Raw genomic sequence first — 21,219 nt, 5'->3', positions numbered from 1 at the left:
GATCAGTTCAAGCTGCCGCACTCGACGCCGCCGAGCGTCGTGCCGTTGTTGTCCTCCAGGCATTCGTTCTCGCTGCTCTGCCCATTCTCGTCCTTGTCGACCTCGACGTAGAACGACATGACGACGTCGCTCGCGAGCGTCGTGTATTTCATCGTGACGAGCTCGTACTGGCCGGGCAGGAGCGCCTTCGTCGTCATCGCCTCGCCGATGAACGCGCCGCTCGGCCCGTCGCCGCGGTAAAACCGCACCTTCACGCCGGGGCCGACGCCGTTCGTGCCCTTGTTTTGCACGAACGCCCGGAGCTCCACGGCGCCCGGGCAGGGGGCGAGCGAGGCCTCGAGGCTGACCTTGAGGTCGGGGGCGTTGAAGACGCCCGCGCCCTGGTTCGATTGGCGATAATTGTTGAGGCCGAAGGGGCCGAGCCAGCTCGCGGGCTCGGGCGAGGGCACGGTGCCGTTCGCGTTCACGTTCGTGAGGTGATAGGCGTGCTGGTTCCAGATCTTGCGCGTCCGCACCCAGTTGTCGTTCGCGTCGCCGTAGACGTAGATGCCGTGCCGCGCGCCGGCGACGCCGTACGGGCAGGAGGGCGAGCCGCTCTTGTGGTTGAGGTCGTTCGCCGGGACGACGACCTCGGTGTTGTTGTCGCCGTCGACGTCGGCGACGACCGGGTACTCGTGGATGGTCGCCGAGGAGTTCGGCTCCTGGTAGAGCACCTCGCCGTCCGCGCCGGCATACACGCGGAAATAACACTCGTCGTTGTAGAGGACCTCGGCCGCGCCGTCGCCCTGGAAATCGAAGACGGTTGATCCCGTTCGGTTCGAGGAGCCGTCCTGGGTGGCCTGCTGCCATTTCACGGTGAGCATCGCGACCTCGCCGGCCTCGTACTCGAAGACCGAGTAGGCCGTGCCGTTCGCGGCCGCGATCTCGGGGCGGCCATCCGCGTCGAAATCGGCGATGGTCGGCGGGCCGCCCGCGCCATTGCCGGGCATCGCGACGCTGGCGATGACCGCGCCGTTCGTCGGGTTCTGCACGCGCACCGTGTCGTTCGCGACCACGACGAGCTCGGGCTTTCCGTCGAGGTCGAGGTCCGCGATGGCCGGATAGCCGTCGGCGAGCGCGGCCTGCTCCCAGTACGTGGCGCCGTCTGCCCGGAGCGCCTTCTTCCCGCTCACGATCTCCTGCGGCATCACGCCGTCGAGGTCGGCGACGATACTCACGGCGCCGTAGTTGTTCACGTTCGCCCCGAAGAACGCGCCGCCGTGGAAGCGGAGCACGCCCGTCGATTCGAAGACGGCGCCGCCCACGATGATCTCGGCCGTGCCGTCGCCCTCGAGGTCCGCGATGGCCACCGTCGCCGACGCGAGCGCCACGTTCCAGGGCGTGACGCCGTCCGTCTGGCGGCTCGTCCACTTGACCTTGCCGTCGTGCTCGAACGCGATGAGGCCGCCGCCCGCCTTGCCCGTGACGATCTCGACGAACCCGTCGCCGTCGATGTCCGCCGCCGCGGGCGTCATGCGCGGCTGCACGCGGTTCGCGTCGGCGTACACGTCCACGTTCGCGCCCCATTTCTCGACGCCGTCCTTGCCGTTCAGGGCGCGGAGATACCCGGCCTGGGTCGCGTCGAAGCTGTTCGACGTCACGATCACCACGTCCGGCGTGCCGTCGTTCTCCAGGTCGACGACCACGGGCATGTTGATGACCTGGTGGAACGTCGGGAAAATGGTGCTCTCCGTCCAGGACCACTCGAGCACGGGCGTGAGCGGGCCGGGGGGCGGCTTGTATTCGCAGGTCGCGGCGCCCGGGGGCGGCTGCGGCAAGCACACGCCGAGCGTCGATTCGCAGAACTCGCCTTCGGCGCAGTCGGCCCAGTCGAGGCAACTCCCGCCGGGTTTGGCGCATTGATCCGCGACGCAGACCTCGCCGGCCCCGCAGCACACCGAGAGATCCGCGCCGCACCGGACGCTCGTGGCGCAGGCCGGCAGGCAGGCGTCGATGACGCACTCGGACCCCACGGCGCAACAATCGCCGCTGCCGCAGACGATGCCGGAGGGGCATCCGGGCACGAAGATGCCGCCCGAACCACCTGCGCCGGCCATTCCACCTGCGCCGGCCATTCCTCCGGCGCCGGCCATTCCGCCGGCCCCCGCGGTGCCCGCGCCCGCGCCGCTGCCCGTCCCTTCGCCGCCGCTCCCACAACCTGCGCCGGCCCCGAGCGCCAAGAGCAAAATCGAGCCGATCGCCGTCATCGTTCTCTGCATCTGAACCTCCAAGAGGCGGCAAGGAGAACGAGGAAGAAAGGGCGCGTCAAGCCGATGGCAGCTATGTCCTCTACGTTCGGTCTCGTTCGCGGTCTCGTTCGGCGGGCATGCCGGTCGGCGTGGGTGTCGCCTTTGTGACCGTGCTCGTGCGCTGGCGGGGCCGGAGCGCGGCGAGCCGGGCGGCGGCGCCTTCCAGCACGGTGGTGGCGTCGTGGAGCGCGGCGGCGGCGCCTTCGAGCCCCGGCGCGGCCGGAGGCGGCGGCACGCTCTGGGAAGGGCGCTTCACGCGCGCCAGGTCGCTCGGCGGCACGCTCGGCGTACGGCGGGAGGGTGATTGCGTCATGGGAAGAAAGCGCGAGAGATCCAGAGGGCCCGAAGACGGTACGGAAGGTGCGGGCCCGTGGCTCCTCCGACGCGCACGAGGCGCGCGCCATTACAGAGCAACCCATGTGCCATCCTGGAAACGTTCCCTTTTCGCGCAATCGTGGCGAGCCGCCGCGCGGCGGATCGTGGACGAACCGGCGCGCGCCCGTTCAGGGGTCTTCGTCGTCGGTCCGGCGGAGACGCGCGCGCACGGGGGGGAGCGGGACGGTCGCGTTCGGGACGGGCCGCTCGGCGGACTCGCGCTGGTAGGCGCCGATCGTCGCGCGGACGATGGGCGGCAAGAACACGTGCTCGAGGTCGACGCTGGCGAGCGAGGCGGCGACGGTGGCGATGCGGTCGACGAGCGGCGCGCGTTCGTCCACGAGGATCACGCGCTTGCCGCGGATGGTGCAGAGCCCTCCGCGCCACTTCTTGCCGCCGTCGGAGAGCGAGGGGTCGAAGGACTCGGAGCGCACGGTGATGCCGGCCTTGCGCGCGGCCTGGATGAGCTCCTGGAGGAGCCGCCCGAGCTCCATCCCGCGAGCGTACTCCCGTTCGAGGCGGAGCGCGTACGTTTCCTGCGTTTCCTGTTAGTCTCCGGGCGGGCGACGGTGCGCGCTGTCGCGGGGGTGCTGCTCGGGAGGCTTTCGTCGTGCGCTTTTCTTTCCGCTGGGGTCTCGTTCTGGTTGCGCTCGCCACGCCGGCCGTCTGGCTCGTGCCCGGCTGCGGTGCGCGCACCGACATCGAGGACGATGACGTCCTCGACGAGGACGAAGACGACGCCGGCAAGGACGCCGGCGAGGACGCGGACCACGACGTCTCGTCCGACGTCGTCGTCGACGTGATGACGGATATCCCCGTCGACGTGCCCTTCGACGTGGTCGAGGACGCGCCCGTCGACGTGGTCGCGGACGTGGTCGAGGACGTGGTCGCGGATGTCCCCGTCGACGTGGTCGAGGACGTGGTCGAGGACGCGCCCGTCGACGTGGTCGAGGACGCGCCCGTCGACGTGGTCGAGGATGTTGTCGTCGACGTGGTCGAGGACGTCGCCGTCGACGTGGTGGAGGACGTCGTCGAGGACGTCCCTGTGGATGTCTCGATGGATGTCGTCGACGACGTGCCGGGGGACGTCGGCCCCTGCCCGGACGCCGACGGCGACGGCTGGTCGATCTGCGACGGCGACTGCGACGATGCGGATCCGCTGGTCAACCCGGGCGCCTTCGACTTCCCGAACGGCAAGGACGACGACTGCGACGGCGTGATCGACAACCCGAACACCGCTTGCGGCGCGGGGCTCCAGTACACCTCGCAGGATGCGCTCGACTACGCGAGGTCGATCGAGCTCTGCCAGACGACCACGCTGAACGCGACCGGCCCGAACAAGCGCTGGGGCGTCGTCAGCGCCGAGCTTCGCCTCGCGGACGGCACGGGCCAGCCGTTCTCGCAGTCACACGCGATCATCACCTCGATGGGCGACGTGCTTGGCCCGCGCGCGAACGAGAACTTCGTTTTCCTCTCGACCGGCCTCGCCGCCACGCCGAGCCAGCCGTACTTCCAGTTCGGCACGCCGCAAGGCGGCACGGACACCGGCACGCAGTCGCCGACGCCCCCCGGCTTCCCCACCAACAAATCGGGCTGCCCCGTCCCCTTCGCGTCCACCGCGTTCAACCCGGTCAACCTCAAGATCCAGGTGCGAACGCCGACGAACGCGAGCAGCTTCGCCTTTGATCACGCGTACTGGTCGTCCGAGTACCCGGAGTACGCTTGTTCTCCGTTCAACGACCTCTGGGTCGTCCTCTTGAAGACGGGCGCGTCGGGGATCGCGAACAACCGGAACGTGGTGTTCGACGGGCAGGGGACGCCGGGCTCGGTGAACCTGAATTTCTTCGATCGTTGCGTGGCGGGGCCGACGGGTTGCTTCGGCACGCCGGGCTTCAACTTCTGCTCGGGCGGCAAGGCCGAGCTCGCGGGCACGGGGTACGACGCCGTGGACATGCCGTGCAACAACACGGCGAGCTCGATCGGCGGGAGCACGGGCTGGCTCACGACGGAGGCGCCGATCGTGCCCGGCGAGATCGCGACGGTGGAGTTCATCGTCTGGGACTCGTCGGACGGCATCTTCGATTCGGCCTCGATCCTGGACTATTTCCGCTGGTCGCCGGGCAAGCTCGCGACCCCGACGACGTACAGGCCGTAGCAGCCGAGCGGCGCACGCTCGTTCGGTAGAAATCCGTTCTGGGTGTCGTGTGTGTGGTTTTCGTGTGTCGCGGGACGGTTCGTCGGGCTGCCGCGGTTGACTCGACGATCGTCCCGTGTTATGCGGCTGTTCAGTAGCGTGTCCGGCCGAGTGGGAGCGAATGTGCGCTTCCCGGTCGTGGCGGGCAGAGGCCCAGCGCGTGGCGTCGAACCAACGACGGCACGGGCGACGCGCACCAAGAGGAGCGCCCAAGTGAGGGGAGCGCCCGAAGGGCTGGACAAAAGATGACGTTTACCGATGCAGCGGCCGAGGTGCTTCGCCTCGTCGGCAGGCCGCTCCACTACAAAGAGATCACCGATATCGCGATAGAGAAGAACTTGCTCAGCCACGTCGGGAAGAGCCCCGAGGTCACGATGGGCGCCCGGCTCGCCGCGATGCTCAAGAAGGACTCGTCCGACACGGCGCTCATCCGCGTCAAGCCCGGCGTTTTTGCGCTGCGGGAGTGGGATGAGAAGACGCTCCGCGCGGGTCTCGATGGCAAGAAGGGCAGGCGCGGCGGCAAGCAAGAGGCCCCCGCCAAGGCCGCCCGGCACGAGGCCGAAGAGGTGATCGCCCCGGAGGTCGTCGAGGAAGAAGAAGCCGTCGCCGAGGAGGCCGAGGCGCCGGAGGTCGAGGCGGAAGCGGCGCCGGAAGAGTTCGCAGCCGCCCCCGCTCCCGCCCTCGAAGAGGCCGCCGCTGCCGAGGAAGAGGCCGACGAAGACGACGAGACGCTCGTGTCTCCGGCTCCTGCCGCGAAGTTGCCCCCGCCCATGCCCCGCCCGTCGGCGCCGACGTATACGCGCGCGGTGGAGGACGAGGAGATCGACGCGGGGCCCGCTGGCCCCGACGACGTGATGCGCGCGGAGGCCGCCGCCGGCGCCGCCGAGATGTTCGACGAGGAAGAGGACGACGATCAGCCGATCCTCGGCGGAGGCGACGAGCGCGCCGGTGGCGCGGGCGAGGCCGGCGGAGAAGGCCGTCGTCGCCGTCGTCGCCGTCGCCGCGGGCGCAGCACGAACGGCGAGGCTCAGGCCCTGCCCACGAGCGGCGGCGGCTTGCCGTCGTACACGGCGACGCCCGCTTTCGAGGTGCGCCGCGACGGCCGCGACCGCGACGTGGGGCGCGACCGCGACGTGGGGCGTGACCGCGACATGGGCCGCGATCGCGAGATTGTGCGCGACGTGGCTCCGACCGAGGCCGTCTACCGCGGGCCGCAGGTCATCGAGTTGACCCCGGGCGACGGTCATCCGGCCCTCGACGACCTCGCCGGCCGCGAGCTCGCCGACGCCGTGGCTGCGATCCTGTCGACGTTCGATCGCAACGCGGGCGCCGTGTCGCTGCGGCAAATCGCCGAGACGGCGCAGCGTCGCGGCCGGCTCTCGGGCGACGCGCAGCTCGTGCAGTCGCAGGTGGCCGCCGCTGTGCGCGCTGACAATGCTCGCCGCATCGCCGCGGGTCAGCGCCCGCGCTTCCGGTTTGCCGGTGGCCGCGTGGCCCTGACGGACTGGCTGCTCGGCGGAGACCTGGCGCGCCTCGAGCAGGAGGCCCTCGCCGCGGTGGAGCGCTACCGCGACGGCGCCCGCCGCGCCTTCGCGCGCAAGCTCGGCGAGCTGCCGGGTCACGCCTTCATCGAGGTCTGCGTGCTCGCCTTGGAGCGGATGGGCGTCGGCCAGCTCCGTGCTGTGCGTCGTGCCGGTGCGCCTGGCGGAGAGTCGCACTTCTCGGGTGTGCTCAAGATGGGCAACGACGAGATTCGCGTGGCGATCGTGATTCGCCGTGACGGCCGCGAGGTTGGTCGCGAGCGCGTGACGGAGCTGCGTGGCTCGCTCCACCACTACGGGCCGGCGACGGTCGGGTGGATCTTCACGGCTGGGCAGACGTTGTCCGGCGCGCGGGAAGAAGCGTCCGTTCCGGGCACCGCGCCGATCGCGCTGTACGATGGGCTCGCCGTGGCGCGGCTGTGCGAGGACAACGACGTGGCGGTGATCCGAGCGCGGCTTCCGATCGCGATCCCGGACGTCGACCTGCTCGACGCGCTGCGCGCCTCCTGAAACCCGTCTTCCGACTGGATGAACTGCGCATCGCGCAGTTCATCCACCCTCGGTCCAGGCCGTGCCTGGTCCGGGTCCAGGGGCGGACAGCCCCTGGTCGGGGTCCGGGGTGGAAACCCCGGCTGCCCTCCCCACGTTGACGACCTCGAACTTTCCTGCGACGGTCCAGCCCGCATGCGCGCTCCCGTCGCACGAATCTCCCTGCTCTCGACCCTCCTCTTTGCCGCGGCGTGTGGTGGCGCGAAGCCGCCGCCGTCGGTCTTTCCCACGGGAGACGACGCCCTCGCTCGGATGAAAGACACCTACGCCTGCGTCAATGGCGTGCAGGGTCAGGCCAAGATCGACCGCTTCGCCCCCGAGGGGCGCGTACGTGGCGAGGTGCACCTCTTCGCCGTGAACCCGGATCGTGTCCGCTTCGACGTGGTCAGCCCCTTCGGGGCCATGCTTTACACCCTCACGGCCGACGGTGAGCGCTTCCAGATGCTCGACGTCAAGGAGAAGCAGTTCCTCTTTGGCCCTGCGAGCCCTTGCAACCTCGCGCGCATGACCCGTGTCCCCATCCCTGGGCATGCGCTCGTCTCGCTTCTCCGCGGCGAGGCGCCCGTCCTGCTCCACAAGCCTGGCGATACGACGATCACCTGGGACAGCGAGAGCGGGTTTTACCGTGTCCTCGTGCCGAGCACGCGTGACGCGAGGCAGGAGATCCACCTCGGCGTTCGGCCCGAGGACTGGGACAAACCTTGGTCCCAGCAGCGCGTGCGTGTCCTCTCCGTGCTCGTCTCCCAGCGCGGCGCCGACCTCTACCAGGCCGAGCTTTCCAACCACGAGCCTGCTCGCACTGCGCCTCCGCGGGAAGATCCCGACGGCCTCGAGGAGCCCATCTTGCCCATCGGGGGCGCTTGTGATGCCGAGCTCCCGCGCTCCATCCGCATGCGCGTGCCACACACCGAAGAGGACGTGATCTTCCAGTACAAGGAAGCCAAGTGGAACCCGCCCCTCGTGCCCGGCGCCTTCGAGCAGACCGAGCCTGGCGGCGTCCGCAAGCTCTACGTCACCTGCGAGAAGTGACTACCCGAGCGCCGCTCGTACGAGCCCCGGCACGTCCGTGATGAGGCCGTCCACGCCGAGGGCCGCGAGATCCAGCGCCTCCCGCGTGTCGTTCACCGTCCACACGTTCACCACGAGCCCGCTCCTCGCCAGCCGTCGCACCGTGCTGCCCTGCGTGAGGATCCGCTCGACGTGCGCCGCTTGCCCGAGGCCGCGGGCGAGCTCGAGCGCGGCCGTCGACCAGCGCGTGCGATGTACCAGGAGCGCCCGCGGGATCCGCGGCGCGAGCGCGCCGAACGCCGCGACCATCCGCGGATCGAACGACGATACGATCACCGGCACGCGTGGATCAAACGCCTGGAGCTTCCGCGCCGTCGCGCGCACCACCGCCGCTCGATCCGGCACGTCGTGCTTCATCTCCACGTTGACCCGCAGCCCGCGCGCCTGTGCCAGCGCGAGCACCTCCGTCAGACGCGGCGCTCGCTCCCCGCTCCCCACGTCGATCCGCCGGATCTCCTCGTACGGTAGCTCCGCTGCGGCTCGTGTGTCCGCGCCGCCCGTCACGCGATCGAACGTCGGATCGTGCAGCACCACGAGCTCGCCGTCTCGGTCGACCCGCACGTCGAGCTCGATGCCCTCTGCGCCCTCCTCGGCTGCGAGTTCGAATGCGGCGAGCGTGTTCTCGGGCCGGGCTCCGCGCACGCCGCGGTGCCCGTACACGAAGGGCGGACGCCCCTCTGCGCGCCGGAACGCCGCGGCGCCCTGCCACCTCACGTATCGAGCTCCCGCGTGATCGAGAGCGCCACCGCGCGCGCCCGGGTGATCTCTGCGAGCGGGAACGACGCCGCCCCCACGACCGGGTGCCCGCCGCCGTCGTATCGCCGGCAGATCGCCGCGATGTCGTGGCGGCGCTCCTTGCCACACCAGGGGTTGTAACCCACCGAGATCTTGATGTGTTGCTTCTGGCGCGTGACCGTCACGGAGTACATCGCCTCGGGGAAGAGGGCGTACGTGACGAACTTTGCCGCCGCGTCGATCGGCGCGTCGCTGAGGTCCACGAGCACCACGTTGCCCATCCGCGTGCCGGCCTGCTTCACCCGCTTGATGAACGTCTCGCGCGCGGCGGCGAGTGGCCGGTAGAGCTCCGTGATGTCCGCCCCGCGCGCCACCTCGTCGAGTGGACGCTCGAGCAGCCGAGGGACCATGTCCTTCAGGAAGGGCCCGTCGCCGTGGTGCTCGACCACCGACGCGAGCTTGAGCACGGGCTCCTCGCGGTCGACGGCGGCCTCGGCCGTGGGGAAACGTGCCGCGTCGATCACGTCCGCCCAGGCGACGAGCGGCGCGAGCGCCTCGCTCTCGACGCCGAAGCGCGCGCTCGCCACGTCGGCGATGAGCTTCGTGCACGAGCCGTACGTGGGCTCGTAAAACACCTGGTGGGCCTTGTCGCTCGACGCGAGCGCCGCGCGTGCTTCCTCGGCCGAGCCGAACGCCGTCACGTGGTGATCGAAATACCAGGAGAGGCGCGTGCTCTTCGTGTAGCGGAAATCCAGGATCGCGTTCTCGTCCCCGTCGAGCCAGCCCTCCGGGATCGTCTGCATGCCGGGGCCGTAGCCGCACGACCGGTACCGGAACGAGAGCGGCTCGTGGGGGGCGAGGGTGCGCACGAGGTGCGTGAACACGGCGGCGCTCGCCATCCCGTCGAAGCAGTGACCGTGGGTGGCGACGACGATATCGCGGGGCTTGCTCACGCGGGACAGCGGTAGCACGCCGCGGCCCCGAACGTGCGGTTTTCATGACGATTTACGTGCCGAGCGTCCTCGGCGTCACGTCCTCGGCGTCGGGCCTCACCACCCAGAGCACCGCGCCGGGCCGGAGCCCCGCGGCCTCCAGGGACAAACGTTCTTCGCCCTCGCGGGGATCGTCCTCGATGAACCGCTTCGTCCGTGGCTCGAAGAGGGCCCATTCCTTGCCGTACGTCATCGGAGGCAGCTTCGCGCCGCCGCGGCGTAATGCCTTCCAGATACGCGCGATCAGGCTCGAGAGGTGCACGTGCACGTCGAGGGAGAACGTCCAGAGCTCGCTCTGCTCCCCCAGGAAGCGGCGCGGATCCACCGTGACGTGCCGGCTCCCCACCCGCGCGGGCAGCTTCGGCACCGCCGAGCGCTGGGCCGACCGTGGCCCCTCCGCGCCGACCCTCTCCGTGAACGAAGACGCGAGCGCCGTCGGTTCGTCTCCGCGGAGGGGCCGCTCGGACGGCGGGGGCACGAACGACCGCGGCGTGACCATCGACGACGGCGGGCTCGGCGGGAAGCTCGAGCCCAGGGCCGCGCGCGCCCTCTCCCCCGTCGCGAGCATCTCCTCGCGGATCGCCTCGCCCGCGGGGACGAACCTCGTGAGCTCCGCGAGCATATCCTCGGCGCTCGAGAAGCGGGATTCGAGGGGGATCACGAGCGCGCGCTCGACGATCGCCGCCACGTCCGCGGGCACCCACGGCGCGATTTCCACGAGTGGCCTCGCGGGCGTGACGCAGATGGCCACGAGGAGCTGCCCGATCGACGACAGGTGCTGATGCGGCGCCCGCCCGGCGAGGGCCGCATAAAGCACGCAGCCGAGCGACCAGAGATCCGTCCGATGATCCACGTCGCGGCTGTTTTGCACCTGCTCGGGCGACATGTAGAGCGGCGAGCCGAGCAGGTTGCCCGTGGCCGTGAGCGCCGTCGTCTGCGCGAGGCCGAGGGGCTCGTTGCGGATCTTCGCGATGCCGAAATCGAGGATCTTCACGGTCAACGCGCCGTCCGGGCCGCGGGCGAGGAAGAGGTTCGCCGGCTTGATGTCGCGGTGGACGATACCCGCCGCGTGGACCTCGGCGAGGCCTCGCAGGGCCTGGGCCGTGATGGCGAGGGCGCCGCGGAGCGAGAGCGCGCCGACGCGGTCGATGAGGCGCTGCAGGTCCTCGCCTTCGAGCAGCTCGGTGGTGATGTAGGGGTATCCCGACGGCGCGTCGGTCCCGGCGTCGAGCATCCGGACGATGTGGGGGCTCTGGATCCGCGAGACCCCCTGCGCCTCCCGGCGGAAGCGGCGCAGCCCCTCGCCCTCGGCCATGTGGTGATGGAGCACCTTCACGGCGACACGCGCCCCGGTCCCGGTGTGCGTCGCCTCGTAGACGGCGCCCATCCCCCCGCGCCCGAGCAGGGAAACGAGCTTGTACTTCTGGCCCAGGGTCTCGCCGATCAAGCGCGGCCAGGGTAAACCACCGCATGAAGCTTGGCAAATGTTCAGTGGTCCACGGATCCCTCAGGGGGGCCGCGGCGCGCTGTCGCTCCCCGGAGCGGCGACACGCTTCTCCTGCGAGGGTGCGCGAAATGCTCTTGATCTCGGCATCCTCCTCGCATGTCCCGGGCGGCGCGCCGCGGATCGGCGCGTTTGGAGGTGAGAGCATGCTCAGGAAATCAGGCGCCCTCGTCGTTTTTGGCCTCGCGCTCGGGCTGTGTGCGCCCTCGGTCTTCGCCCAGGAGCAGCAGCAGCACGCCGGCCAGCAGCAGCAGCAACACCAGGACAAGATGACGCCCAAGCCGCTCGACCTCGGCGGCCGGTCCATGGAGGAGCTGTTCAAGGAGGGGCAGGAGGTCGATGTCCCGCTCGCCAGCGTGCCCGGCTTGGCGCAGCAGACCCTTCAGCAATGGTCCAAGGGGGGCAAGCTCGAGAAAATCGAGAAGCACACCCTCAAGGACGGCCGCGTCTTCTATCAGGGCCACATCGACAAGGCAGGGCAGATGCTCGAGGTCATCGTGACCCCGGAGGGCCAGACCGTGCGCGCGGGCGAGGAGACCGCCGATTGACGAGCCGCGCCACGTGACACGTTCGTCCCACTCCCACCTCGATCGAGCCCCTGAAGCCAAACCAAAATGAGCTCCGCCGGCGGGGCTCCGTCATCGCCCTGCCGCCGCGTCGCCGCGCAGGACCATGCACGTGCTGGCCAGCCGGCATACCAGGGCCGTCTGCTCGTCGACGATGTCGCATTCGAGGTAACCGAGCGTTCGCGAGCGCTTCACCATTTTCGCCTCGGCGCGCAGGCGGGCCGTCCATACCGGCTTGAAATAGTTCGCCTTGAGCTCGATCGTGGTGAAGCTCTCGCCCGCGGCGAGCGTGCTCGCCATCGCGAACCCCATGGCGGCGTCGCCGAGGTCGACCAGCACGCCGCCGTGCATCGTGCCCATCGGGTTCGCGTGGCGGCTCGGATCGCCCACCAGCGTGAAGACCGCCGAGCCCTCGCCGACGTCGACGAGTTCGAAGCCGATCAGCTTGGCGATCGGCGGCGGCTCTCCGCCCTTCAGGAGCGAACGCATCTTCTTCATCCAGGGGGTCTCTTCGGTCGTCATGGTTCGTCTTTCTCCGAGGCTCTTTGCTTGGCCATGATGACAATCATGTCAAACGGATGAGCAGGAACCGGGCGGATCAGGGGCGGACCCCGCGCGCCCGCGCCGCGATCGCGCGGACGTGACGGGGCCCCGTCCCGCAGCAGCTCCCCACGATCGTGGCTCCCGCTCGGATCCACGCCTCCGCGAGGTCCGCGTAGACATCGGCCCCGCGCGTGGCGTCCCCCCAGCCAATACCCTCCTCCATCGCGCCGGCATTGGCGTACGCGCCGAACGGGATCCCCACCCGCGCGAGTTTTTCCACGTACGAAAGCGTCCGCGTCGCGGGCGTGCAATTGACGAGCACGGCGCTCGCGCCCCGCGCCGCGGCCTCCCGCGCGCCGGCCTCGACCTCCTCGGGCGTCAGCAAATTCGCCTCCGGCCCCGCGGTGAACGCCACCCATACGGGCAAACCCGTCCGGAGGCCCTCCTCCAGCGCCACGAGCGCCTCGCCGACGTGCGGGAACGCCTCGCAGAGGATCAGATCCACCCCCGCGTCCGCGAGCACCTCGCAGAGCTCGTGGTGCTCCGGGCGAGGGTTCGTCGGTGATCGCTCCGGCCTGTAACAATCCTCGAGCGGCGCCACGCTCCCCGCGACGTGATGCCCCCTCGGCGCGGCCTCCCGCGCGAGCGCGACCGCCCTCCGCGCGAGCACCTCCCAGCGATCGCCCGCGCTCCGCCGCTTCGTCCGAAACGTGTTCGCCGTGTGCACCGTCGCGCCCGCCGCCGCGTAGTCCCGGTGGATCGTCGAGACGACCTCGGGCGCGTGATCCAGCGCGTAGGCGCTCCAGAGCGGCGCGGGCGTCGGCACCCCACGCGCGTCGAGCTCGGTCCCCAGCGGGCCGTCGAGGATCGTCACCATGGCGGAGGACATCTCGCCTTAGAATGCGCCCACGTCACGATGAGCGCACCTGCCCCGAAGAACCTCCCCCGCCACGCGAGCCATCGCTACCACACGGTGCTCGTCGCCGTCGGCGCGTTCCTCTTCCTGATCGGCGCCGCCAGCCTCGCCCAGGTCTTCCTGCTCGGCGTGGAGAGCCCTTTCCTCCTGGGCATCGGCCCCGTCTTCGCCTGGCTCGGCGCGCTGCTCGGCGTCCTCGCGGGCGTGGGCCTTCGGATCGGCGCGCGTATCCCGATCGTCAACACCTCCTTCGACCTCATCAACCGCGGCCGCCTCGCCGAGGCCGAGGGTTACCTCGACATCGCCGAGCAGGGCCGGCCGCACCCGCTCGTCGTGAGTGTCGCCGCCGTGCAGCGGGGCCTCATCGCGATGCGCCGCGGCGACCTCCCGGCCGCGATCGCCCACATCGATCGCGCCATCGCGACCCCGCTCGGCCTCTTCTATCGTGCGCAGACCAGGATGCAGATCGTGAACGCGCGCGCCATCCGCGCGTTCCTGCGCGCGGCGAGCGGCGAGCGGGAGGGCGCGCGCGCCGACATCGAGGCCGTGCGCGAGAGCCCCGACGCCCTGCCGCAGTCCCTCGGGCGTATCGCCCTCGCCGAGAGCATCCTGCTCGAACGATCGGGTGATCGCGAGGCGCTCCGCGAGCACCTCGTCACGCACCACGAGTTGCTCTTCGACAGCACCGATCGCCGCGAGCGCGCGATCGTCCGCGCCTTCCAGCGGATGCTCGAGGCCACCGCCACGAGCGTGTATCGCAAGGGCGCGAAGCGCGACGAGGGCAGCGAAGAGCCGCCGCTCGCCGACTGGATCGCGGCCGTCGTCCCCGAGGCGGCGCCCTTCGTCGAGGCGAGCGGCGCGCGGCCCGACAGGACCGCCGAGCTGCCCGAGCCCGAGGCCACCGACGACGCGAAGAAGGCCGTCTCCGCCGCGCGCAAGGCGGCCGAGAAGGCCGCGCCCGTGAAACAAGCGCCCAAGCCCGGCCGGGTCGTCCTGCTCTGGGCCGTGCTCATCATCTTTTCCCTCGTCCTCTGGCAGGCGCTCGCGTCCGCGCCCGCCTCGGGCCGCGGCGCTCCTCCTTCGGGCCTCAGCGAAGCGGCGCCCACGCTCATGTCCGCGTTCCCGGCGCTCTTCCTCGTCGTCCTCGTTGGCCTCTTCGCGAGGAACCTCCTCGAGAACCGCCGCCACACGAAGGCGCTCCTGCGCGGGCTCAACCTCGTCGGCCAGGGCAAGTTCGACGAGGGCGCCGAGGTCCTCGAGGGCCTCACGAAGATCCGGCTCGACCTCAACGCGGCCCAGGCGCACCTCGCGCTCGCGACGCTCGCCGAGCAGAGGACCGACCTCACGAAGGCCCTCGAGCACTGCGATCGTGGCCTCGCGCGCCTCTCGAGGTACGCCATGCGTATCTCGGCCTCCGACATCCTCCTGCCGGACCTCGTCAGCGAGCGCGCCTTCTTGCTCGCGGCCATGGATCGCCACGCCGAGGCCTCTGCCGAGCTCGCCTCGCTCCCGCCGGCCTACCCTTACAAGAGCCGCGCCCTCTTCCGCGTCCGCTTGCTCTCGCTCGTGCGACAGGGCGACCTCCAGGGCGCCGCCGACCTCGTCGCGCGGGCTGGCCTCGACCTGCCGCTCTCCTCGCGCGACGAGATGCTCGTGGACACCGTGCGCGCCGCGACGAGCCCCGAGACCGCCGGCGCCGGGGAGATCCCGCGGCTCAAGCGCGAGCTCCGCACCTACGCGCCGCTGCGCCGCTGGATGGAGACCTTCGCGCCGGGCGCGCTCACCGCGCTCGAACGGACGAGCGAAGAGACACCCCTCGAAGCCGTGAAGGACGAAGACACACGCGCCGAAGAGGAGGCCCTCGCCGAGGAGGAGGCCGTGCGGGCCGGCGCGCGTGGAGTCGTGCTGGCGAGCTAGGGAAACCTCTACTTCGTGCTCACCGTATCGAAATACGTGAACTTCTTCCCCTTGATCTGCACGATCACGATCGGCTTGTCCGCGTTCCTGTCGGCGTTGATCGTGATCGCGCCCGTCGCGCCCTGGAAGTCCTTCGTCTCCGCGATCGCGTCGCGGATCGCCTCCGGCGTGTCGCCCTTCGCGCGGCCCATCGCGTCGAAGAGCAGCATCGCCGCGTCGTAGCCTTGCGCCGCGAGCGCGGACGGCTCGCGCTTGAACTTCTCCACGTACTTCTTCACGAACGCCTGCGAGAGCGGCGCGGGCATGTCCGGGGAGAAGTGGTTCGTGAAGTACGCGCCCTCCATCTCCTCGCCCGCGTCGTGCACGAGCGAGTCCGCGTGCCAGCCGTCGCCGCCGACGAACATGCTCCCGGCGAGGCCTGCGGCCTTTGCTTGCCGCGCGATCGGCACCATCGCGTTGTAGTAGACCGGCGCGTAGATCGCCTCGGGCTCGGCGCTCTTGATCTCGTTCAGGTACGTCGTGAAGTTCGTCTCGCTCTTGAGGAAGCTCTTCTCGGCGACGACGTTCAGGCCGAGCTTCTTCGCCTCGCTCTTGAACTCGTTCGCGAGGCCGGACGAGTAGAGGTCGTCCGAGGCGTAGAGCACGGCGACCTTGTTTTTTCCGAGCTTCTCCTTGATGAAGCGCGCGCCCATCTGGCCTTGCACGTCGTCGGTGAAGCAGACGCGGAAGACGAAGGGGCCGACCTTGGTCACGTCCGGGTTCGTCGACGAGGGCGTGATCATCGGGACCTTGTTCTTGTTCGCGACGATGCCGCCGGCCTTCGAGCGTGACGACGCGACCTCGCCGAGCAGCGCGACGACCTTGTCCCGGTTGATGAGCTGCAGGACCTTGTTCGTGGCCTCCTGCGGGTTCGACTTGTCGTCCTCGAAGATCACGCGGACCTTCTTGCCCTTCACGCCGCCCTTCGCGTTGATCTCCTCGACGGCGAGCTCGGTGCCTTCCTGCGTGTCCTTGCCGAACTGCGTCTCGGCGCCGGAGAGGCTGAGGTAAGCGCCCACCTTCCACTCGTTCGCGGCGGCCGGGCTCGCGCCGTCCTTCTTCCCGCACCCCGCGCCGAGCGCCGACAGCAAACAAAGGCCGGCCACGGTCCCCATCCAACGACGTCGTCCGAGCATTTTCCTTGGCTTCTCCTGTGGCCGAGCATGCCACAGCCCAGCCGACGCGGAAACTTTCGGCCCTCCCCGGCGAAGAGCGGGGAGAGGCTGGCGAAGAGCGGGGAGACCCTTGCGAAGAGCGGGGAGGGGCTGGTGAAGAGCGGGGAGGGACCCGTGAAGAGGGCGGAGGGACCCGTGAAGAGGGCGGAGGGACCCGTGAAGAGGGCGGAGGGACCCGTGAAGAGGGCGGAGGGACCCGTGAAGAGGGCGGAGGGACCCGTGAAGAGCGGGGAGGCACCCGTGAAGAGCGCGGAGGGACCCGTGAAGAGCGCGGAGGCACCCGTGAAGAGCGGGGAGGGACCCGTGAAGAGCGCGGAGGCACCCGTGAAGAGCGCGGAGGGACCCGTGAAGAGGGCGGAGGGACCCGTGAAGAGCGACCGTGCGGTCAGAGACACCGCCGGAACGGCATCCCGTCCACGTTCGGCGACACCCCTCCGGCCGCGGTGCACGTCGTTCCATTCGGGCAGACCCCGTCGGCCGTGCAATCGCGGCTGCATTTCCCCTCGAAGCAATAACCGAACACGCATTGCGTGTCGTTCGCGCAGGCCGCGCCCACCTCGCCCGCGCCCGTGGGCAAACAGAGCCCGGCGCGCGCGCCCTGGATGTTCCCGACGGCCGAACACGCGAAGCCGAAGGGACAGGCGCCCTGGTAGCGGCACGAATTCACGCACGCGTCACCCGCCTGGCCCTGGAACGTGACGGGCGAGCCGCAGTTCACCGCGGGCGGCGGCGGGATGGTGAACGCCTGGAAGTTCATGTGTTGCCCGTCATTGCACAGGTTGATGGTCTTGCCGAACGCATCACAATGCCACTCCGTGGGCGTGCTCCCGCCGGGCATTGGGCCGTAGATGTCGGGCGGCCGCGCGCACAGGCCGCTCGAGCAGGTCCAGGGCGCGAGGAGCGAGGCGCGCTGCGGGCAATCGGCGCTCGTCGTGCACGCGAGCGTGCAGGCCCCGACGAGCAGCGAATTCGTGTCACACGCGGCCGGCACGATACACGCCGACGTGTTGCCCGATTCGCAATACGCCTCGGCCTTCACGCAGACCTTCGTGGGCGGGCTGCCGACGGGCATGCATCCATACCCGTTCGGGCAATCCGAGCCCGTCGCGCAGGCCACCGTGCAATACCCCGGCCCTTCGAGGCAGCCGAAATTGCAGGCCGCCGCGTTCGCGCACGCCTTCCCGACGTCGCTCGTCGTGCAATATTTCTCGTCGCCCACCGCGCTGCAGCGCATCCCGCTCGGGCAGCCGCCGTCCGAGATGCAGGCGCGCGTGCAGCGCTGCGGCCCGTTTTTCCACATCGGCTCGCACGTGAGCCCCGCCCCGCATTCCCCGTCGGCCCCACAAAGATCGAGCTCGTCCTTCGTCCCGCCGCCGCCGCCCCCGGAGCCACTCGAGGCGCTGCTGCTGCTCGACGAGGCGCTGCTGCTGCTCGACGAGGCGCTCGCGCTCGACGAGCTGCTCGCGCTCGTGGCGCCGCCCATTCCTCCGGCGCCGCCCATTCCTCCGGCGCCGCCCACGCCGCCGGCGCCGCCCATGCCTCCGCCGCCGCCCATGCCGCCCTGGCCCTCGTCGGGCAAGCATTGCCCGGCATGACACCGGAATCCGGGCTGGCAGTCGCGCTCCGTGTCGGCGCACTCGCGCTTGCACTCGCCGTCGACACACGCGCCCTCGATGCAGTCGCTGTTGAGCTCGCACGGCGTCGCGCTCGCGCAGCCCGACTCGGTGGTCGCGAAGGCCAGGATCGAGCCGGCCAGCGTGAGGATGGATAACAAGGCATACGAGGTGGTGCGGGCTCGAGGCATGATGCGCGACGTTATCACCCCGCGCCCGTGCTACAAAGCACGGCATGCCGCACCTCCGAGGGTTCACCCGCGCCGCGTTCGCCGTGGCGATCACGCCCCTCGTGATCGCGGCCCCCGCGGCCGCCGGCTTCGAGGATCTCGCGGGCACGAAGCCCGGAGAGCTCGGCCAGGGCAGCCAGTTCGAGGGGGCCGACGGCTGCTCGTTATGCCACGGCGGCGGCCACGCGGGCGATCGCACCTACCTCCCGCACGACGGATGGGCCGGCACCATGATGGGCAACGCCGCGCGCGACCCCGTCTTTCGCGCCGCGCTGGCGATCGCGAACCAGGACGCGCCGGGCGTGGGCACGTTTTGCTTGCGTTGCCATTCTCCCATCGCATTCGTCCGCGGGCACGCGACGCCGCCCGACGGCAGCGCCTTCGACGCGATCGACATGCAAGGCGTCGGCTGCGACACCTGCCACCGCGCCGTCCCCTCGGGCCCGCCCGAGGCGCCGTATCACCTCGGCGACGCGCAGCTCGTCTACGACGACAACCTCGACAAACGGGGCCCGTACGCCGACAGCGTGGCGCACGTCCACGGCGCGGCAGAGGACGGGGCGCTCGCGAGCTCCTCGTTTTGCGGCCAATGCCACCAGGTGACGAACCCCGGCAGGCGCCTGCGTGACGCGAACGGCGTCGAGACCACGCTCGCCTTCCCGCTCGACACCACCTATGAAGAATGGGCGCAGAGCGCGTTCGCCCGGGCGGGCGGAGAGAGCTGCGTCGATTGCCATACCCGCCGCAAATCGGGCCCCGCCCCCATTGCGACCGTGCCCGGCGCGCCGCTGCGCCCGGACCCGCGTGATCACGTCTTCGCTGGCGGCAACCTCTTCGGCATCCGGGCCGTCATGGCCAAGGACCCGGCGCGCGCCGCGGCGTTCTCGGACGCCTTCGCGCTCGCCCTCGCGCGCACGGAGGAGACGCTCGCCGCCGCGGCGAAGGTCGAGATCGAGCGCGCGCCCGCGTCCGCCGCGCCCGGCGAGCCCTTCGAGATCACGGTGCGCGTGGAGAACCTGAGCGGCCACAAATTCCCGACGGGGTATGCCGAGGGGCGCCGCGCGTGGATCGCGCTCGCGCTCGTCGGGGAGGCGGGCGAGGAGACCTTTTTACTCGGCGGCTACGACGCGGCGAAAGGCGAGATCGAGGCGTCCCCGCCGACGCACGTGTATCGCGCGCAGCACGGCCGCTGGAATGGATCCGCGGCCGAGCCGGGGGAGGACCTCGCGCGGCACGACATGATCCTCTCGGATACACGTATCCCGCCGAAGGCTTTTGTCCCGACGCCCACGACCACGCCGACGGGCGAGATCGATTATGCCGACGGCGCGGGAGGTGTGCGCTCCTGGGACGAGGCGACGTTCGCGGTGACGGCGCCGGCCGGGGTGAAGGGCGAGCGGGTCGTCTCCGCGCGGGTGCTGTACCAGCCGATCACGCGAAAATACGTCGAACACCTGGCCGAGGCGAACGTCACGGATTCGAGCGGAGAGGAGCTGCTCGCCATCTACGAATCCGTCGGCGCGTCGCCGCCGTTCGTCGTGGCGAAGGCGGAGGTCGTGATCGATTTCGGCGGCGGCGGCGGGAGCGGCAGCGGCAGCAGCGGCGGCGGCGGCGGGAGCAGCGGCGGGAGCGGGGACGGATGTGGATGCCGTCTGCCCGGACAACCCGCGTCCTCGGGCCTCCCTCTGGCGCTCGGGCTCTCCTGGCTCCTCCTCCGGGGTCGTGGCCGAAGGAAAAGCCCGCGGCCCGTCTGAGACGTCTCCCATTTCAATCAACCGGGACGCACGGTCCATTTGTGCAAAAATCATTGGATCGTCGAGGGGAGCGGCGGGATCCTGCTCGGTCATGCGTACTCGAAATACGATTCCCCTCGCCGTCCTCGTCGTCCTCACGTCCGGATGCGGGCAAGACCTCGGGCAAGACCTCGGACGAGGGCTCGGGCAAGAGCTCGCCTGCGGCGCGGGCGAGGTCCCCTTCCGCGGCGCGTGTGTCGATCCTTTGCGCCGTTACGAGCCCGAAGCGCAGCTCGACCTCGACAATGTCGTCGCGTATGGCGAGCCGCCCGAGGCCCTGAGGCTCCCGCCTCCGCCGAAGAGCGGCTTCCGCATCGTCGCCCCGCCGCGCACGCTCGCGCCCGGCGAGGAGGTCTCCTTTTGCCTCTCGTGGCCCATCCCCGAGATCACGCACCGGGTCGTGCACGGAGGCCGCCTCTACACGACGCCGGGCCTGCACCATTCCAACATGGTCGCCAAGCCCATCGAGGCCGAGCTCGGCCCGAACCCGTACCCCGACTGCCACCCCGGCGCCGAGGATCCCTTCTCGAACATCGGCGCCGGCGTCCCGGACGTGCTCTTCGCCAATTCGACGCAGGTGGTCGGCGAGGAGACCATCCAGTTCCCCGAAGGAATGGGCTACGTGCTCGACACCTCGCGCGAGATCTCCACGAGTATCCATTTCCTGAACACGACGAGCGCGCCGCAACGCGTCGAGCTCGCCTACGATTTCTTCACGATGCCCGCCGCCGAGCTCACGGAGGAGGTCGCGCCGTTCGTCGCGCAGATCCGGCATTTCTCGGTCCCGCCACACACGACCGAGACCGTCGCCACGAGCTGCGCCGTCTTCGGCGGCCACATCGTCTCGCTCATGCCCCACACGCACGACCTCGCGCAGCGCTTCACGGTGGACCTCGTCTCGGCGGACGGAGAGGCGCGGCGCGTCTACGACGACGGCGCCTTCGACCTCGAGAGCGACATCCAGACCTACGATCCGCCCCTCGATCTCGAGGGCGTCTCGGCGATCCGCCACGCGTGCCTCTTCAACAACACCCGCGACGTCGAGGTCCACTACGGCATCGGGCTCAACGAAATGTGTGTCCTGTTCGGGTACATTTATCCGCCCGTGAAGCAGTTCGCCGGCGTCGTCCCCGAGGACGGCAAGCCCTGCTCGTCCTTGCAGCTCGGCCTCTTCCGTTGAC

17 protein-coding genes are annotated in these 21,219 nt (G+C 70.1%); 7 read left to right on the top strand and 10 right to left on the bottom strand.

Annotation, left to right across the window (positions count from 1 at the left end; translation table 11 throughout):
- Positions 1 to 2: 2 nt before the first annotated feature.
- The 3 genes from GF068_RS44170 to GF068_RS07240 form a co-directional block, all read right to left on the bottom strand.
- A complete protein-coding gene (locus GF068_RS44170) occupies positions 3 to 2,258 on the bottom strand; it encodes an FG-GAP repeat domain-containing protein (protein ID WP_153818604.1) in 2,256 nt (751 codons plus the stop codon).
- A 70-nt stretch (positions 2,259 to 2,328) separates the two neighbouring features.
- Positions 2,329 to 2,544 carry a hypothetical protein gene (locus tag GF068_RS07245; protein ID WP_153818603.1) on the bottom strand — a complete coding sequence of 72 codons (216 nt, stop codon included), beginning with the start codon at positions 2,542 to 2,544 and terminating at the stop codon, positions 2,329 to 2,331.
- 247 nt (positions 2,545 to 2,791) lie between these two features.
- Positions 2,792 to 3,157: a hypothetical protein gene (locus tag GF068_RS07240; protein WP_206079410.1), complete on the bottom strand. Its 366-nt coding sequence runs from the start codon at positions 3,155 to 3,157 to the stop codon at positions 2,792 to 2,794.
- A 116-nt stretch (positions 3,158 to 3,273) separates the two neighbouring features.
- Here GF068_RS07240 and GF068_RS07235 point away from each other — a divergent pair, with 116 nt between their 5' ends.
- From GF068_RS07235 to GF068_RS07225, 3 genes are all read left to right on the top strand, one after another.
- Entirely contained in the window at positions 3,274 to 4,818 is a 1,545-nt protein-coding gene (locus GF068_RS07235; RefSeq protein WP_153818602.1) for a MopE-related protein, read from the top strand.
- A gap of 284 nt (positions 4,819 to 5,102) precedes the next feature.
- Positions 5,103 to 6,908 (top strand): HTH domain-containing protein, encoded by a 1,806-nt coding sequence (locus GF068_RS07230; protein WP_153818601.1) that lies wholly within the window; start codon positions 5,103 to 5,105, stop codon positions 6,906 to 6,908.
- Positions 6,909 to 7,082: 174 nt separating this feature from the next.
- Entirely contained in the window at positions 7,083 to 7,976 is an 894-nt protein-coding gene (locus GF068_RS07225; protein ID WP_153818600.1) for a LolA family protein, read from the top strand.
- On the opposite strand, the gene GF068_RS07220 is transcribed toward GF068_RS07225, so the two are convergent.
- From GF068_RS07220 to GF068_RS07210, 3 genes are read right to left on the bottom strand one after another with little or no spacing between them, the layout of a single operon-like run.
- Entirely contained in the window at positions 7,977 to 8,729 is a 753-nt protein-coding gene (locus GF068_RS07220; protein ID WP_338046264.1) for a glycerophosphodiester phosphodiesterase, read from the bottom strand.
- The gene (locus tag GF068_RS07215) at positions 8,726 to 9,703 is read right to left on the bottom strand and encodes a hypothetical protein (protein ID WP_338046263.1); all 978 of its coding nucleotides are present in this window, start codon (positions 9,701 to 9,703) and stop codon (positions 8,726 to 8,728) included. Before GF068_RS07215 ends, GF068_RS07220 begins: the two co-directional genes overlap by 4 nt.
- 52 nt (positions 9,704 to 9,755) lie before the next feature.
- Positions 9,756 to 11,189 (bottom strand): serine/threonine-protein kinase, encoded by a 1,434-nt coding sequence (locus tag GF068_RS07210; protein WP_153818599.1) that lies wholly within the window; start codon positions 11,187 to 11,189, stop codon positions 9,756 to 9,758.
- A 203-nt stretch (positions 11,190 to 11,392) separates the two neighbouring features.
- On the opposite strand from GF068_RS07210, the gene GF068_RS07205 reads away from it, so the two are divergent.
- Complete coding sequence (locus GF068_RS07205; protein WP_153818598.1) at positions 11,393 to 11,794, top strand: hypothetical protein; 402 nt, start codon at positions 11,393 to 11,395, stop codon at positions 11,792 to 11,794.
- Positions 11,795 to 11,884: 90 nt separating this feature from the next.
- Here GF068_RS07205 and GF068_RS07200 read toward each other — a convergent pair whose 3' ends face one another.
- Positions 11,885 to 12,334: a PaaI family thioesterase gene (locus GF068_RS07200; RefSeq protein WP_153818597.1), complete on the bottom strand. Its 450-nt coding sequence runs from the start codon at positions 12,332 to 12,334 to the stop codon at positions 11,885 to 11,887.
- A 76-nt stretch (positions 12,335 to 12,410) separates the two neighbouring features.
- A complete protein-coding gene (locus GF068_RS07195; protein WP_240806722.1) occupies positions 12,411 to 13,232 on the bottom strand; it encodes a homocysteine S-methyltransferase family protein in 822 nt (273 codons plus the stop codon).
- Between the two features lie 39 nt (positions 13,233 to 13,271).
- Here GF068_RS07195 and GF068_RS07190 point away from each other — a divergent pair, with 39 nt between their 5' ends.
- Complete coding sequence (locus GF068_RS07190; RefSeq protein ID WP_153818595.1) at positions 13,272 to 15,188, top strand: tetratricopeptide repeat protein; 1,917 nt, start codon at positions 13,272 to 13,274, stop codon at positions 15,186 to 15,188.
- Positions 15,189 to 15,196: 8 nt separating this feature from the next.
- On the opposite strand, the gene GF068_RS07185 is transcribed toward GF068_RS07190, so the two are convergent.
- Both GF068_RS07185 and GF068_RS07180 read right to left on the bottom strand, forming a co-directional pair.
- Entirely contained in the window at positions 15,197 to 16,342 is a 1,146-nt protein-coding gene (locus GF068_RS07185; RefSeq protein ID WP_240806721.1) for an ABC transporter substrate-binding protein, read from the bottom strand.
- 445 nt (positions 16,343 to 16,787) lie between these two features.
- Positions 16,788 to 18,206, bottom strand: coding sequence for a hypothetical protein (locus GF068_RS07180; RefSeq protein WP_153818593.1), 1,419 nt, complete (start codon positions 18,204 to 18,206; stop codon positions 16,788 to 16,790).
- Positions 18,207 to 18,250: 44 nt separating this feature from the next.
- Here GF068_RS07180 and GF068_RS07175 point away from each other — a divergent pair, with 44 nt between their 5' ends.
- The gene (locus tag GF068_RS07175; protein WP_153818592.1) at positions 18,251 to 19,999 is read left to right on the top strand and encodes a hypothetical protein; all 1,749 of its coding nucleotides are present in this window, start codon (positions 18,251 to 18,253) and stop codon (positions 19,997 to 19,999) included.
- 91 nt (positions 20,000 to 20,090) lie between these two features.
- Positions 20,091 to 21,218 carry a monooxygenase gene (locus tag GF068_RS07170; protein ID WP_153818591.1) on the top strand — a complete coding sequence of 376 codons (1,128 nt, stop codon included), beginning with the start codon at positions 20,091 to 20,093 and terminating at the stop codon, positions 21,216 to 21,218.
- The last annotated feature ends 1 nt before the right edge of the window (position 21,219 follow it).

This window comes from Polyangium spumosum, from assembly GCF_009649845.1.
Lineage (GTDB): Bacteria > Myxococcota_A > Polyangia > Polyangiales > Polyangiaceae > Polyangium > Polyangium spumosum.
The sequence above is the reverse complement of the archived record's forward strand: the minus strand, read 5'-3'. Positions and strand labels throughout refer to the sequence as shown.

Excerpts from the sequence above, each read along its gene's own strand:
- GF068_RS07190 (WP_153818595.1), top strand. The coding sequence starts at position 13,272 with ATGAGCGCACCTGCCCCGAAGAACCTCCCCCGCCACGCGAGCCATCGC.
- GF068_RS07180 (WP_153818593.1), bottom strand. The coding sequence starts at position 18,206 with ATGCCTCGAGCCCGCACCACCTCGTATGCCTTGTTATCCATCCTCACG.
- GF068_RS44170 (WP_153818604.1), bottom strand. The coding sequence starts at position 2,258 with ATGCAGAGAACGATGACGGCGATCGGCTCGATTTTGCTCTTGGCGCTC.
- GF068_RS07200 (WP_153818597.1), bottom strand. The coding sequence starts at position 12,334 with ATGACGACCGAAGAGACCCCCTGGATGAAGAAGATGCGTTCGCTCCTG.
- GF068_RS07205 (WP_153818598.1), top strand. The coding sequence starts at position 11,393 with ATGCTCAGGAAATCAGGCGCCCTCGTCGTTTTTGGCCTCGCGCTCGGG.
- GF068_RS07195 (WP_240806722.1), bottom strand. The coding sequence starts at position 13,232 with ATGGTGACGATCCTCGACGGCCCGCTGGGGACCGAGCTCGACGCGCGT.
- GF068_RS07230 (WP_153818601.1), top strand. The coding sequence starts at position 5,103 with ATGACGTTTACCGATGCAGCGGCCGAGGTGCTTCGCCTCGTCGGCAGG.
- GF068_RS07240 (WP_206079410.1), bottom strand. The coding sequence starts at position 3,157 with ATGGAGCTCGGGCGGCTCCTCCAGGAGCTCATCCAGGCCGCGCGCAAG.
- GF068_RS07185 (WP_240806721.1), bottom strand. The coding sequence starts at position 16,342 with ATGGGGACCGTGGCCGGCCTTTGTTTGCTGTCGGCGCTCGGCGCGGGG.
- GF068_RS07170 (WP_153818591.1), top strand. The coding sequence starts at position 20,091 with ATGCGTACTCGAAATACGATTCCCCTCGCCGTCCTCGTCGTCCTCACG.
- GF068_RS07225 (WP_153818600.1), top strand. The coding sequence starts at position 7,083 with ATGCGCGCTCCCGTCGCACGAATCTCCCTGCTCTCGACCCTCCTCTTT.
- GF068_RS07175 (WP_153818592.1), top strand. The coding sequence starts at position 18,251 with ATGCCGCACCTCCGAGGGTTCACCCGCGCCGCGTTCGCCGTGGCGATC.